Origin of the sequence: Bradyrhizobium sp. (assembly GCF_049798375.1) — a bacterium.
Lineage (GTDB): Bacteria > Pseudomonadota > Alphaproteobacteria > Rhizobiales > Xanthobacteraceae > Bradyrhizobium.
Map to the genome: position 1 here is coordinate 1 of NZ_JBARGP010000354.1, position 13,140 is coordinate 13,140.

At 64.2% G+C, this 13,140-nt stretch carries 14 protein-coding genes and 2 pseudogenes; 11 read left to right on the forward strand and 5 right to left on the reverse strand.

Annotated elements, in window-relative coordinates; all coding sequences use genetic code 11:
- Positions 1 to 841, reverse strand: an 841-nt coding sequence (locus WA702_RS14930) for an NADP-dependent isocitrate dehydrogenase (protein ID WP_425111307.1), incomplete at its 3' end; no start/stop codon positions are given.
- A gap of 327 nt (positions 842 to 1,168) precedes the next feature.
- Between WA702_RS14930 and WA702_RS14935 the strand changes: the two genes are divergently transcribed.
- The 5 genes and pseudogenes from WA702_RS14935 (at position 1,169) to WA702_RS14955 (ending at position 4,884) form a co-directional block, all read left to right on the forward strand.
- Complete coding sequence (locus tag WA702_RS14935) at positions 1,169 to 2,368, forward strand: TrmJ/YjtD family RNA methyltransferase (RefSeq protein WP_425111308.1); 1,200 nt, start codon at positions 1,169 to 1,171, stop codon at positions 2,366 to 2,368.
- A gap of 252 nt (positions 2,369 to 2,620) precedes the next feature.
- On the forward strand, positions 2,621 to 3,745 hold the full coding sequence (locus WA702_RS14940; RefSeq protein ID WP_425111309.1) for a DUF2336 domain-containing protein: 1,125 nt from the start codon (positions 2,621 to 2,623) through the stop codon (positions 3,743 to 3,745).
- Between the two features lie 27 nt (positions 3,746 to 3,772).
- Entirely contained in the window at positions 3,773 to 3,988 is a 216-nt protein-coding gene (locus WA702_RS14945) for a hypothetical protein (protein ID WP_425111310.1), read from the forward strand.
- A gap of 111 nt (positions 3,989 to 4,099) precedes the next feature.
- Positions 4,100 to 4,382: pseudogene (locus tag WA702_RS14950) on the forward strand (cyanase); the annotation flags it as partial.
- 118 nt (positions 4,383 to 4,500) lie between these two features.
- The gene (locus WA702_RS14955; protein ID WP_425111311.1) at positions 4,501 to 4,884 is read left to right on the forward strand and encodes a hypothetical protein; all 384 of its coding nucleotides are present in this window, start codon (positions 4,501 to 4,503) and stop codon (positions 4,882 to 4,884) included.
- Positions 4,885 to 4,901: 17 nt separating this feature from the next.
- Here the strand turns inward: WA702_RS14955 and WA702_RS14960 are convergent, their stop codons facing one another.
- Positions 4,902 to 5,225, reverse strand: coding sequence for a DUF1476 domain-containing protein (locus WA702_RS14960; RefSeq protein ID WP_425111312.1), 324 nt, complete (start codon positions 5,223 to 5,225; stop codon positions 4,902 to 4,904).
- A 306-nt stretch (positions 5,226 to 5,531) separates the two neighbouring features.
- Between WA702_RS14960 and purC the strand changes: the two genes are divergently transcribed.
- The 3 genes from purC to WA702_RS14975 are packed head-to-tail and all read left to right on the forward strand — an operon-like array spanning position 5,532 to position 6,796.
- Positions 5,532 to 6,299: a phosphoribosylaminoimidazolesuccinocarboxamide synthase gene (purC, locus tag WA702_RS14965; RefSeq protein ID WP_016843454.1), complete on the forward strand. Its 768-nt coding sequence runs from the start codon at positions 5,532 to 5,534 to the stop codon at positions 6,297 to 6,299.
- A 12-nt stretch (positions 6,300 to 6,311) separates the two neighbouring features.
- Complete coding sequence (gene purS, locus WA702_RS14970; protein WP_027548637.1) at positions 6,312 to 6,554, forward strand: phosphoribosylformylglycinamidine synthase subunit PurS; 243 nt, start codon at positions 6,312 to 6,314, stop codon at positions 6,552 to 6,554.
- Between the two features lie 17 nt (positions 6,555 to 6,571).
- Positions 6,572 to 6,796: a hypothetical protein gene (locus WA702_RS14975; protein WP_425111313.1), complete on the forward strand. Its 225-nt coding sequence runs from the start codon at positions 6,572 to 6,574 to the stop codon at positions 6,794 to 6,796.
- Here WA702_RS14975 and WA702_RS14980 read toward each other — a convergent pair.
- Genes WA702_RS14980 through WA702_RS14990 form a run of 3 tightly spaced genes read right to left on the reverse strand, consistent with a single transcriptional unit; the run spans position 6,791 to position 10,079 of the window.
- Positions 6,791 to 8,053 carry a lanthionine synthetase LanC family protein gene (locus WA702_RS14980; RefSeq protein ID WP_425111314.1) on the reverse strand — a complete coding sequence of 421 codons (1,263 nt, stop codon included), beginning with the start codon at positions 8,051 to 8,053 and terminating at the stop codon, positions 6,791 to 6,793. The genes WA702_RS14975 and WA702_RS14980 overlap by 6 nt on opposite strands.
- Positions 8,050 to 9,039 (reverse strand): T3SS effector HopA1 family protein, encoded by a 990-nt coding sequence (locus tag WA702_RS14985; RefSeq protein WP_425111315.1) that lies wholly within the window; start codon positions 9,037 to 9,039, stop codon positions 8,050 to 8,052. The genes WA702_RS14980 and WA702_RS14985 overlap by 4 nt, the downstream gene beginning before the upstream one ends.
- The gene (locus WA702_RS14990) at positions 9,036 to 10,079 is read right to left on the reverse strand and encodes a phosphotransferase family protein (RefSeq protein WP_425111316.1); all 1,044 of its coding nucleotides are present in this window, start codon (positions 10,077 to 10,079) and stop codon (positions 9,036 to 9,038) included. The genes WA702_RS14985 and WA702_RS14990 overlap by 4 nt, the downstream gene beginning before the upstream one ends.
- 209 nt (positions 10,080 to 10,288) lie before the next feature.
- Here WA702_RS14990 and WA702_RS14995 point away from each other — a divergent pair, with 209 nt between their 5' ends.
- The 3 genes and pseudogenes from WA702_RS14995 to WA702_RS15005 all read left to right on the forward strand — a co-directional run.
- Positions 10,289 to 11,470, forward strand: a complete 1,182-nt coding sequence (locus tag WA702_RS14995; protein ID WP_425111317.1) for a hypothetical protein — start codon at positions 10,289 to 10,291, stop codon at positions 11,468 to 11,470.
- 238 nt (positions 11,471 to 11,708) lie between these two features.
- Positions 11,709 to 12,410 (forward strand): phosphoribosylformylglycinamidine synthase subunit PurQ, encoded by a 702-nt coding sequence (gene purQ, locus WA702_RS15000; RefSeq protein WP_425111318.1) that lies wholly within the window; start codon positions 11,709 to 11,711, stop codon positions 12,408 to 12,410.
- A gap of 112 nt (positions 12,411 to 12,522) precedes the next feature.
- Positions 12,523 to 13,140: pseudogene (locus tag WA702_RS15005) on the forward strand (hypothetical protein); the annotation flags it as partial.

Below are 13,140 nucleotides of genomic sequence, written 5' to 3' on the forward strand. Positions count from 1 at the left end.
GCGCCACGGTGTCGGACTGCACGTCGCCGTCATAGTTCTTGCAGGCCCAGACATAGCCGCCCGACCACTTCATCGCGGCCGCCACCATGTCGTCGATCAAGCGGTGCTCGTAGGTGATCTTCTTGGCTTCGAACAGGGACTTGAACTCCTTGTCGAAGATGTCCTGGAAGATGTCCTTGAAGCGGCCGTCATAGACCTTCAGGATGGTGTTCTTGGTCGACAGATAGACCGAGTAGTTCTTGGCAAGGCCCATGTTGAACGAGGCGCGGGCGAAATCGGCGATCGAATCGTCGAGATTGTACATCGACAGCGCGACGCCGGCGCTGGGCGCCTTGTAGACCTCGCGCTCGATCACGGCGCCGTCCTCGCCGACGAACTTCATCGTCAGCACGCCCTTGCCGGGAAACTTGAAATCGGTGGCGCGGTACTGGTCGCCGAAGGCGTGACGGCCGATGATGATCGGCTTGGTCCAGCCGGGTACCAGGCGCGGCACGTTCTTGCAGATGATCGGCTCGCGGAATACCACGCCGCCCAGGATGTTGCGGATGGTGCCGTTCGGCGACTTCCACATCTCCTTCAGCCCGAACTCCTTCACCCGCGCTTCGTCGGGGGTGATGGTGGCGCACTTGACGCCGACGCCGACCTTCTTGATGGCGTTGGCGGCATCGACCGTGATCTGGTCGTTGGTCTTGTCGCGGCTCTCCATCCCGAGGTCGTAATATTGCAGCTCGACGTCAAGGAACGGGTTGATCAGCTTGTCCTTGATGTATTGCCAGATGATCCGGGTCATCTCGTCGCCGTCGAGCTCGACGATCGGTTTGGTCACCTTGATTTTTGCCATGGTCGATAGGGCCTCTTGGGGAACGGCGCGCCTTTATAAAGGGGCGGGTGGGAAAATCAGGCCGCGTCATAGCACCGTCGCACCGCGGGCGGAAGCCGAGCCGCCATGCGCTCCGTGCCGATTTTGCGGGCGAGCCCGGCGCTGGCCGCGGAGGTCACCGCCGGCGCGCTGCAGTTTCGGATAAGCGGCAAAATCGGCCGCTAAGCTCATATTTTGCTTGAGTAATCCGTCCAATCGCCTACCAGCCATGGCACGCGCCTGCCGGCTCTGCGCAACAGGCGCCATTGGCACAATGTGCCGGATTGAACGACTCAAAGAAGGACGCACGTGTCGGGCACCGACAAGACCAAGAGCGGACTCCTCATCGACGGTCCCGTCGTCATCCTGGTCGAGCCCCAGCTCGGCGAGAACATCGGCATGACCGCCCGCGCGATGGGCAATTTCGCGCTGACCGAGCTGCGGCTGGTCAATCCGCGCGACGGCTGGCCGAACATGGCGGCCCAACGGGCGGCGGCCGGCGCCGACCACATCATCGGAAAGGTCGGGCTGTTCGACACGCTGGAGCAGGCGGTCGCCGACATCGACCTCTTGTTCGCCACCACCGCGCGCGCCCATGACCAAGCCAAGCCGGTGATGGCACCCGAGGCGGCGGCACGCGAGATCCGCGGCCATGTCACGGGCGGCGGCAAAGCCGGCATCCTGTTCGGCCGCGAACGGGCGGGGCTGACCAACGACGAGGTGGCGCGCGCCAACCGCATCATCACCTATCCCGTCAATCCGGGCTTCGCCTCGCTGAACCTGGCGCAGGCCGTGCTGCTGATGGGCTACGAATGGTTCAAGCTCGCGACCTCAGGCGCGCTGCCGTTCGCGATGCCGGAGCGCTCGGAGCGCGCATCCCAACACCAGATGGATGCTTTCTTCGAAAATCTGGTGCGCGAGCTCGACCGCGTCGAGTTCCTGCGGCCGGCGGAGAAGCGCGACGTCATGCTGGTGAACCTGCGCAATATCTTTGTCCGGATGGAGCCGACAAAGCAGGACATGCACACCTTGCACGGTGTGGTCATGGCGATCGCGGAAGGCCGAAAGGGCCCGGCCAAAGGCGGCGTGCTCGACAGCGAGCAGGCGACGCGGCTGCGCGCGCTGCTTGCCGAGCAGGGCCAGATGGCGAGCTTGCCGGATTCCTCCGGCTCGCTGCGCGGGCTGGCGCGGCTGCTCCGGCGCAATCCGACCGACGCCGAGCGCATGTTCTGGCATGCGTTGACCCGCGACCGCCGCTTCGCCGGCCAGTTCAAGCGCCAGACCCCGGTCGGTCGCCAGATCCCGGATTTCGTCTCCTTCCCGCATCGGCTGGCGATCGAGCTCGTCAACACCGACGAGAGCGACGCCGTGATCGCCGATCGCGCCGCCCGCCGCGCCTGGCTTGAAAGCCGCGACTATCGCGTGACCGATATCAAGGTCGCCGACATCGAGGCTGACCTGGAGACGGAGCTGGCGCGGCTGCGGGGGATCATCGCGGACACAAAATAGACGGCGTCCGCAACGTCGGGGCTTGTCGCGCGCAAGCGCCGGATCATCGGCTTTCTGATGGCGCCGATGCGCGAGCAGGCGCGCGACGCGATGTGCGAGCGCCGAGATGTGAAGGATATCCGAACCGTTTGCGGCGCAATTTAGCGAAAAGTCACGGCGAAATGCCCGCACGCCAATTTACGGAAAGCTCGCGTTCGAGTGGTACTCATGCGGCATTCCGAAAACTCTGTTGCAGGCAATGGCTTTTCCATGATGAGCGAAACCAAATCGGTGCTGCATGACCTGGACGACGCGATCGCGCGCGGCTCCGCCGAGAGCCGCGCCCGTGCGCTGTGGCACGCCACGGATCTTCTGATCGCCGGGCGCTATTGCGAGGACGAGATCGCGACCTTCGGCGAGGTGATCAGCCGCCTGGCGGACGAGATCGAGACGGTCGCCCGCGCACAATTGTCGCATCGGCTGGCTCCGATCGAATATGCGCCGGCGAGCGTCATTCGCAAGCTCGCCTTCGACGACGAGATCACGGTCGCCGGCCCTGTGCTGAGCCGATCCGAGCGGCTCGACGACGACGCGCTGATCGAGAACGCCAGTACCAAGAGCCAGGATCATCTGCTCGCGATCGCCTCGCGCCCAACGCTGAGCGAGGCGGTAACCGACGTGCTGGCGTCGCGGGGCAGTCGCGACGTTGCGCAGGCGGTGGCGCGCAACGAGGGCGCACGTTTTTCCGGCGCGGCGTTCCTGCATATGGTGACGCGGGCCGAGAACGACTCGATCCTGGCCGAGAATCTCGGGCTGCGCCGCGATATTCCGCGGCATCTGTTCCAGCAGCTCATCGCCAAGGCCTCCGACGATGCCAAGAAGCGCATCGCCGGCGAGCGTCCTGAGATGTCCGCCGAGATCCAGAGCTCGGTGGCGAGTGTCGCCGGCGAGTTGCAGTCGAAATTCGGTCCCGGATCGCGCAACTATTTCGTCGCCAAGCGTACGGTGTCGATCCAGCACCGGCTCGGCAATCTGCACGAACGCAGCATTGCCGGCTACGCCGTCGCGCACAAGATCGAGGAGGTCACGATCGGCATGTCGCTGCTATCGGGCCTGCCGGTCGATGTGATCGAGCGGGCGCTGTTCGATCGCTCGCGCGAGATGCTGCTGATGCTGGCCAAGGCGCTCAGCTTCTCGTGGGACACGACCATGGCGCTGTTGTTCCTCGGTGCGCGCGACAACCGCATCACCGCGGGCGAGCTGCGCGATCTCGAGCGCGACTATCTGCGGCTCAACGTGCAGACCTCGCGCAGCGTGCTCGAGTTCTACCAGTCGCGGAAGAAACCCGGTGCTGCCTTAGGTGAGGGCCAGCGCGAGGCCGGTCTGCAGGCGCATTGAGGATCGATGGCGCGAGGTGGGGCAACCATGAACAGTATGAGCTTCCATTTCGCCCGCGAACAATTGGCTGCGGCGGCTTCCGACAAGTCCGCCATAGATACGGCCTGGCTGGTGCTGGAGGCGGCTAATGATCTCGGCGACCAACTGGCGGTGGAGGCCTGCCGCCGCGTCATCGACGCCAGCCTGACCGGCGCTGTCCCGGCGCCGGACGATTTGCACGTCGTGACGGACTATTTCCGCTAAGGCCAGCGTGTGATTAGGGCGGGCAAAGCGCAGCGTGCCCACCATTTCAAGCCACGAATGCGGATGGATGGTGGGCACGGCGCAAGTGCGCCTTTGCCCACACCGCTACGGCTGAATGAGACGCCGATGCGCGGCGAGGGCCGTCCAATGCCGCCGACCGATCCCCTGATCTACCGCTTCTATGAGCTCGTGATGGTGAACGGCCCGGCCTGGAAGGCGTCGATCGAGGAGCAGTTCGGCGACGGCGTCATGTCGGCGATCGATTTCGACATGGTCATGGAGCGGCTGCCGAACCCGAAGGGCGACCGGGTCAAATTCACGATGTCGGGGCAAATTCCTGCTGTATAGATATTACGGTGCCTGCGGCAACGTGCCCGGCTTCAAGGAAGAGTAGGCCGCCGCGTGGTTAACGGGAGTTGAAACCGTCGGCCGGCTCCGCGGGATGCGCGTTCGCAAAGTTGCGATCCGGAATTGATACGAGGTGAACATTGCACCTCAACCCGGAGTGTCTCATGCCGCCGTTCCGATTGCCCCTCGCCGCCGCGCCGATCCTGTTTCTGCTCGCTCCCGCCATGGCCCAGTCGCCGGGGCAGCGGATCAGCCTCGAACAGTCCGGCGGCATCCCGCGTCAGGAAGGCTCCGTGCGCGTGCAAAGCTCGGTAAATTTCTTTGTCGCGGGACCGACTGGAGATAGCGAGGAAGCCCAGAAGTTGCGCGATCGCGCGCGCCGTACGGTGTATGAAATGGCAGCGCGCGAATGCGATCTCTTGCGCGAAGTACTTGCCAAGGATTGCCGGATGGAATCGGTGACCAGCAACATCAACCGGCAGTTCGGCCAACAGCAGGAAGGTTTCAGCGTCAACGGTGCGATGAACTTCCAGATCACCGTCAAATAGCCGCAGGCTCGCGCAGGCTATTGTCCCGCCTTCACCTGCGCCACGGCTATCCCGAGCAATTCGCTCATTTTTGCGCGAATATCACTCTCGGTCAGCGCGATGCCTTTGACGCTGAGGTCGCCGAGCACCTTGCGCAGCACGCCCGCATGGCCGGGCTCCTCGAAATCGGCCGCGACCACCGCCTTGGCGTAGGCGTCGGCCTCCGGGCCACTTTTGCCGAGCTTGTCCGCGACCCACAGCCCGAGCAGCTTGTTGCGGCGTGCCTCGGCCTTGAATTTCAAGTCCTCGTCATGGGCGAACTGCCGCTCGAAGGCTTCCTCGCGCTCGTCGAAAGTGGTCATGCCGTTGAGTTCCCGGTCTGGCCCGAAAGAAATGAGCCATGGTTGCAGCCGATGGGCCCGATGCCTAGATAATTGGAGCACCATGCCAAGACAACGGGCACGACGCCGCAGGGAGAGATGGTAAAACTCTCTAAGGAGGTGCGGATCGATTGTGCTGGGAGAGCCAATCGGCTAGGTTTCCAAAAGGCTCGGTTCTTGTTCTGTTTCCATCTAGGCCCGGGCCATCGCGGCAGCTCCGTCGTGGTCCTGTCCTAGTCATCCGGAGCCCACCAATTCATGGATTTTAACAAAACACGGTACATCCCAATGAGCCGTCGGCGTCGCATTTATGAAGGCAAGGCGAAGGTTCTGTATGAAGGTCCCGAGCCGGGCACCTTGATCCAGCACTTCAAGGACGATGCCACCGCGTTCAATGCCAAGAAGCACCAGGTGATCGAGGGCAAGGGCGTCCTCAACAACCGGATCTCGGAGTACCTGTTTCAGCACCTCAACGACATCGGGGTGCCGACTCACTTCATCCGCCGTCTCAACATGCGCGAGCAGTTGATTCGCGAAGTGGAGATCGTTCCGCTCGAGGTCGTGGTGCGCAATGTCGCGGCAGGCTCGCTGTCGCAGCGCCTCGGCATCGAGGAAGGCACCCAGCTGCCGCGCTCGATCATCGAGTTCTATTACAAGAACGACCAGCTCAACGACCCGATGGTGTCGGAAGAGCATATCACCGCGTTCGGATGGGCCACGCCGCAGGAGATCGACGACATCATGGCGCTCGCCATCCGTGTCAACGACTTCCTGACCGGCCTCTTTCTCGGTATCGGCATCCGCCTGGTCGACTTCAAGATGGAGTGCGGCCGGCTGTTCGAGAACGAGATGATGCGGATCATCGTGGCGGACGAGATTTCCCCGGATTCCTGCCGTCTGTGGGACATCAAGTCGAACGAGAAGCTCGACAAGGATCGCTTCCGTCGTGATCTTGGCGGCCTTCTGGAAGCCTATACCGAGGTCGCAAAGCGGCTCGGCATCCTGATCGAGAACGAGCGGCCGGCGGGCTCCGGTCCGGTCCTGGTCAAGAGCTGAAGGTTCGAAGACGTGAAAGCACGTGTCACGGTGACGTTGAAGACCGGCATCCTCGATCCCCAGGGAAAGGCGATCGAGGGCGCCCTGAAGTCGCTCGGCGTCGACGGCGTCGCATCGGTCCGGCAGGGCAAGGTGTTCGACATCGAACTCGCGGGCGCCGACAAGGCGAAAGCGGAGGCGGCGCTCAAGGAGGCCGCCGACAAGCTGCTGGCGAATACGGTGATCGAGAACTACGCCATCGAAATGAAGGGCTGAGCTGCGCCACGGCCGAGGTGACCAACGAGCTGATGTTCGAAGTCCTGAGGTCGATCCAAGCTCGCCTTGCGCAGGCCGATGGCGAGATTGACGAGTTCAAGCAGGAAATGCAGGCGTCGCGCACCTTCCAGATTGCGCTACGCCAGGAGATCACCGGTATCCACGCGACGTTGGTTCGCTCTGAAGGGGGGCTCGAGCGCATCGAGCGCCGGCTCGAATTGACTGCTGCCCCGTCCTCATAAAGTTTGAACGGCTGCCGCACGCACCGTCGGCGCAAGCAAAGACGGGAGCTGCGGATCGGCCAATCGCAGCAAAATGTGGCCGATACCGGCATTGCCGAGCATCAATCCGCTGATCTCCTCGCGTGAGGCTAGGCCGGACGGCCAGGGCCGCTCGCCGCGATGGATATGCTCGAGCGCATGGCCAACAATCTCCTTCAGCACGCCGGTGTGCGCGTCGCGCCCGGATCTGGCGCCGTCGAGCAGCGTATCGACCAGGCCGAACACGCCGTGGCATGCGGTGAAATCCATTTGAGGCAGGCGGTACCACTCGCGCGCGGTGCGTGCCGTGGTGGCGAGCCCGGCATTGATCTCGGCGGCAACATCGAAGCCGCCATGCGCCTCGGCCAGCAGCCGGCTGCGAACAATGCCAGGTGCGCCATGGCACCAGGCGACCGCACATGAGAGTGGTGCGACCGGCTGTCCGGGAAACAGCCGATAGTCCGGCCAGTTCTGCTGCGCCGGATCATAGGTGGTCGCCTCATAGGCGAACGCGGCAGACGCGGCCTCATGCAGCGCCGGATTCGGCGCCAGCGCGTCGAGCAGCAACAGCGCGTGCGCGATGCCGGCGGTGCCGTGCGCAAAGCCGGTCAAGTTGGCGCGCCTCTCGTCGAGCGTGTGCCACGACAGCGTGCCGTCGGGGCCGCGCTGGCCGCGCGCGAGCAATCGTTCGGCAAAATCAGAAGCTCGGCATGCTAACGCAGCATCGCGATCGAGCGCATCGGCCGCGAGCGCCAGCGCCATGATGGTGCCCGCGATGCCGCCGATCAGGTCAGTGACATCGCGCACAGGCGCATCCAGCGGCACGGCGAGCAGCAAGTTGCGTCCGGCCGCAACCAGCTCAGGCTCATCGAGGTCGCAGCCTGCCAGCACCAGCGCGGCACCGATGCCAGCGGCGCCGCCATAAAAACCATGCGGCATCGCTGCGAGGTGATCGCTGCTGCGCGCCGATGCCTGGCGCAGCGCGCCGCGAGCGGTCCGGCGCAACAGCGCATCGCCGCTGCGCCTTGCAGCCTGCGCGAGAAACCAGCCGATGCCGGCGGTGCCGCCATAGACGTCGGCGCTCGCAACCGTGCTGATGGCCGGGTTCTGGTTCGGCAGGGTCGGGATCGCCTCGAACCAGGTGCAGCTGTCGTCTGACCACAGCGCGCGCCGGGCAATGCCGAAGCCGATCGCGGCGGCTGCCTCGATCGCCGATTCGGCTGCGACCGGCGATGTCATGCGGCGCGGTCCTTTATCAGTTGGTCCAGCCGATAGGGGTAATGCGAGCTCGGATTGCGTTCCAGCCGGTCCAGATCGAGGCCATAGGTGCTGAGCCGCTCGCGCATCACCGCGAGCCGCGCGTCTGGCGTGCGCGCACCGCGCTGCTCCGCCCACAACAATCCTTCCGCCACGAGCCCGCAGCGATGCATGCCGAAGCTTTCGCGGGTCGGCGGGCTCTCGGCGAAGGCAAGCCCCGGCGCAATCCGGCGGGTGAACAGCGGCACCGCATCGCGCAGATGATCGCTGAGCCGATGATAGGTCGCGGCAATCACGTCACGCGCGGCTTCGAAATCTTCATCGTCGAGATAGAGCACGCCGCAGTCGGTGCGGGTGTAGCTCGCCGGGTCGACCGGCACCTTGGCCTGGAACGGAATGCGCCGCCGCTCCAGCGGCTTGCCGATCTCATGCAGGAAGATCGCTGCACCCGTCGGGCGCAGATTCCAATAGAGGCGAAGCTGGCGCCCGCGCTGCGGATCGCGCAGCGGCCGTCCGGCAATGACGAAATGACCGTTCGGCGCGGTGATGAAATCGCGCTGCGGCACCAGCCGCACCGGCATGCCCGGCGCGATCGCATTCGCCAGCGGCACGATCTCGGTCATCTGCGCAAACCGCGGCTGCTGCGCTGTGTCGACCAGCCAGACGCCGGTAGCATCGAGCCGCGTAACGGTCCAGTCGTCCTGCTGACGGTAGCCGACCGGATTGGCTGCACGCAGTTGGGAAAGGAACGTCGCCTTGTCGATGCTGTCAGGTGTGTCCGCCGCCGCCGTCAGACGGCTGTAGTGATCGGCATAGAGCGCGAACGCGAGACCGCTGTAAGCATCGCGCTCGCCTGCTACCGCGACGTCGCGCTGGCGTCCGGCGGGATCGGTGACGCGCGCGTAGGCCAGCCCGACGAACGACACAGATGCCGCGATGGTGCGCAGCTGCTGGTCGAATGGGATCATGCAGCTCTGCTCCATCGCGCGCGCGAGGCCTGCGGATCGGTCAAAAGCTCGAGCCCGATCTGCAGCATCAACGGTACGTGCGGATAGATCTGGTTGGTGACCTGCGTGGTCTCCAGGCAGGTCTGCAGGATTCGCGCACCGGCCAGCCGCAGCAGTGCGACACGCGGATCGGCAAGATGCGAGGGCGGTGGCGCGGTGGTGACATAGCCGGTCCACAACGCATCGATCTGCGCTTGCGCGCGCGTCTGCGCCTGGACCAGCGGCTCCGGCGGGCCGAGCGGATTGGGGATCAGCAGCGAATGCACCATGCCCGCGACGTCCCATAACCCGTCGCCGAGCGCGGCGATCTCCCAATCGATCACCCGCACCGCGCCGTGATCCAGGATCAGCACATTCGCCGCCTTGGCATCGCCATGAACGATATGGGCATCGCGCCAATCGGTGCGCGCCTGCGCCAGCGCCGCAACGGCATCCGGGCGTTGCAGCACCGCCGCGAGCACGGACTGCGCGGCCGCGGTCCCGGGCGCGTAGGGCGATTGCGGCTGACCCAGCGTCAGAACCCAGGCGAGACCGGGACGAAACAGGCGGCGCACGCGCTCCTCGCGCAGCACGCGTGACGCGGGGCCGTGCAGCGTTCCGAATGCGCGGCCGATGTCATGCAGCAGCCGCGGATCGAGCGCGGTGTTCGTCATCTGCTTTGCGAGCAGCGAGTCCGAGGCCGTGACAAGCTCGATCGTCAGGAGCTTGTTCGGCTCGTCATAGTGATAGTATTTCGGCAGCCAGGGCGCGAGCACCGCGAACTCGGCATCGTGCACGGACAGCCAGAAGATCGCGGCCTCGGTCCACATCGTGGCGGCGTCCGGCGCGGTCTCGTCGCGCGGCTGCTTGACGATGTAGCAGGGCGCGCCGGTGCGTTCGATCCGAACGAGATGATTGCGCCCGACATATTCGGTGGCACGAATGTCCTGCGTCACCAGCTCCGCCGGCGAGAGCAGCCCCAACCGAAGCAGATGCTGTAAGGCGTCGCGACGCGTCAGCATGACAAATCTATGTAGACCTTTTGACGCGCCAGAATGTCTTGCGGCACGTCATTCTAAAATAAACCTTAGGTTGAATTCAATTTCGCAACGGTGTATATTAAAGGCGATATTATTTCTGGTTGCAAGTTTATTCAGCCGATTTCCCGCAGCAAATGATTGGTGATGTCATGTCCGATAACGATCAATCGAAAATTCGATACGACGATTTCGTGAGCAAGGTTCAGGCCGATCCAGCGAATCCGCAGGCGACCATCATGCTTGCAGGCTTCGTGGGACGCGGCGTGGAAGGAGAGGTTCGCGTCTATACCGATCCGACGCTCGGCACTTGGTATGATGTGCCGGAAGCGGATATCGTACACAGCCAGCCGATCGCTGACGCCAAGCTCGGCGGCTCCTATGTCTGGATCAAGAGCGGCGCTCAGATCAAGCCCGGCGGCGGCGGTGCAGGCGCGGCGCACGGCCAGGCACAAGGCCAGGCACAACCGCAGGCGATGGCAGGGCCGGCTGCGCAGATACAGCCGACACCGACGGTGCAGACGCACTGCTTCATCTGTCCGCCTCTGACCCAGGCGACAGTGTGCCAGGTGCAGAGCCTGCATTGCCCGACCCAGCCGGTGGTCTGCGATACGCCGCCAACTCCGGCGACCATCTGCACGCAGATCGGATGCCTGCCGACGCCGCAGACGCATTGCTTCATCTGTCCACCGGTCACGCAGGCGACACCGTGCCAGGTGCAGAGCCTGCATTGTCCGACGCACCCGGTCGTCTGCGATATTCCGCCGACCGCCCCCTGCGTTTATCCGACGCTGCACACGCAGCCGGTCACTGTCTGCTGCCCGCTGACCCACCCCCCGGTGTGCGGCATCGTACCGCCGACCCACACCCCAAGCTGCGGGCCGCAAGCGCAGGGTATGCAACAGGCTCAGCCGCAGGCTTTCGCCGGGGCGGCGCAGCCCGCCGCACAGCAGATGCCATTCTCGCTGCATGTCTGTCCGACGCCGAGCGCCGTGCAGCAATGCGGACAGCCGCATCAGACGTTCGCGACGATCTGCACGCAGCATGTGGTCTGCGGCGGGCATACGATCCAGCACACGCAATGCATCTGTCCGACGCCGAGTGCCGTGCAGCAATGCGGACAGCCGCATCAGACGCTGGCGACGATCTGCACCCAGCTCGGGTGTGGTGGACACACGTTGCTGCATACGCAGTGCATTTGCCCGACGACGACGGTCCTTCCCACCCACCAGATCGTCTGTCCGCAGACGGCCAATCTGGGGTGCCTGCAGACCGCGGCCACACCCTGCCTGCCGATCACGCTGGGTGGCTGCACGCCGCAATCGATCGCGTGCACGCCGACGCCGAATGGCGTGTTCACCCCGTTCGGCCGGTAATCGGCACAACGCTTATGGAAAGGCGGCCCTCCGGGGCCGCCTTTCGCGCGTCGGACGCGGATGTCGGATCGACGAAACGCGGCTTGGTTCCCCACAGACCGTCGCCGCAGTGCTGGAAATCCGTTGCGGCTATTGACGCCGGCGACCTCTGCGACATATCCCATTGATACAGCTTCATTTCCCACAGGTCGCCCGCAACAGCGCGGGGCGGCGGGCCGCAGCACAGGGCATTGCCGGAATGAAATCCGCCATCCTCGTCTTCCCCGGGATCAATCGCGAGCGCGACATGGCGCGCGCGCTGCGCCTCATCTCCGGTCACGAGCCGGCGATGGTCTGGCACGCCGAGACCGCGTTGCCGAAGGGCACCGATCTCGTCGTGGTGCCCGGTGGTTTCTCCTATGGCGATTACTTGCGCTGTGGCGCCATCGCGGCGCGCTCGCCGGTCATGGATGCGGTGCGCGGCTTCGCGGGCAATGGCGGGCTGGTGCTCGGCGTCTGCAACGGTTTTCAGATCCTCTGCGAGTCGGGCCTGCTGCCCGGTATCCTGATGCGCAACGACCGGCTCAAATTCATCTGCAAGGACGTGCATCTGCGGGTGGAGAGTTCGGACTCGCCGTTCACGCGCGGCTACAATGCCGGCCAGATCATCCGCGTGCCCGTCGCCCACGGCGAGGGCAATTATGCGGCCGACGAGGAGACGCTGAAGCGGCTCAATGGCGACGGCCGCGTGCTCTATCGCTACTGCTCGCCGCAAGGCGACGTGGGTGACACCAGCAATATCAACGGTGCGGCCCATTCGATCGCCGGCATCGTCAATGAGCGCGGCAATGTGCTCGGCATGATGCCGCACCCCGAAAACCACGTCGAAGACATCATGGGCTCGACCGACGGCCGTGGTTTGTTCGCAGGCTTGGTGGCGCATCTCGACCGCGCCGCCTGATCCGTTCTCGCGGGAATCGTTCCGATAATTATTGTCGTGCTGCCGCGCAACGGCTGGCCGGTGTTTGCGTTGTCCGCCCATAAAATGGGACAGGGAACCAGGGAGTTCTCACATGACGACGAAACATTGGCTAGGCACGGCCGCGCTCGTGCTCGCGATCGGCACCGGTTCAGGTGTCGCATTTGCTCAGAATCCATCCGAAACCAAGCATGAAGAAGGCCGGCCGGCCGCTTCGCAGCACGAGATGAATCGTGGCGATGCCAAGGGCGGCTCCGAGTCGAAACAGGGCGCCAAGGAAAGCCAGAAGGAAAGCCAGAAGGAAGGCCAGAGCGCGCAGCAATCGACCAAGGGCGAGCGCGACCAATCGGCGCAGCGCGAACAGCATGAGAGCCGCGACGCCAAGGAATCGTCCAAGGAGTCAGCCAAGAGCGCCGAGGAGTCCAAGCAGAAGCAGGGTGCGGCTGAAGAACGCAAGAACGAGAACAAGAACGCTGCCGAGACCAACAAGACCGAGCCCAACAAGGCCGAAAGCAGGGCCGAGAGCAACAAGGCCGAGCCTAACAAAGCCGAGAGCAACAAGGCTGAGAGCAACAAGGCTGAGAACAACAAGGCGGCCCAGTCCGGGCAGCAGAAGCAGGAGCAGCAGGCGGATCATCATGACCGCAATCCTGCCAATGCGACCCAGCAGAGCCAGGACCAGCACAAGAACTCGGCATCCGAGCAGGCCACC

What these genes read in the sequence shown, in the direction of transcription:
- WA702_RS14940 (WP_425111309.1), top strand. Translation starts at nt 2,621, where the DNA reads ATGAGCGAAACCAAATCGGTGCTGCATGACCTGGACGACGCGATCGCG.
- WA702_RS14945 (WP_425111310.1), top strand. Translation starts at nt 3,773, where the DNA reads ATGAACAGTATGAGCTTCCATTTCGCCCGCGAACAATTGGCTGCGGCG.
- WA702_RS14955 (WP_425111311.1), top strand. Translation starts at nt 4,501, where the DNA reads ATGCCGCCGTTCCGATTGCCCCTCGCCGCCGCGCCGATCCTGTTTCTG.
- WA702_RS14960 (WP_425111312.1), bottom strand. Translation starts at nt 5,225, where the DNA reads ATGACCACTTTCGACGAGCGCGAGGAAGCCTTCGAGCGGCAGTTCGCC.
- purC (WP_016843454.1), top strand. Translation starts at nt 5,532, where the DNA reads ATGAGCCGTCGGCGTCGCATTTATGAAGGCAAGGCGAAGGTTCTGTAT.
- WA702_RS14980 (WP_425111314.1), bottom strand. Translation starts at nt 8,053, where the DNA reads ATGACATCGCCGGTCGCAGCCGAATCGGCGATCGAGGCAGCCGCCGCG.
- WA702_RS14985 (WP_425111315.1), bottom strand. Translation starts at nt 9,039, where the DNA reads ATGATCCCATTCGACCAGCAGCTGCGCACCATCGCGGCATCTGTGTCG.
- WA702_RS14990 (WP_425111316.1), bottom strand. Translation starts at nt 10,079, where the DNA reads ATGCTGACGCGTCGCGACGCCTTACAGCATCTGCTTCGGTTGGGGCTG.
- purQ (WP_425111318.1), top strand. Translation starts at nt 11,709, where the DNA reads ATGAAATCCGCCATCCTCGTCTTCCCCGGGATCAATCGCGAGCGCGAC.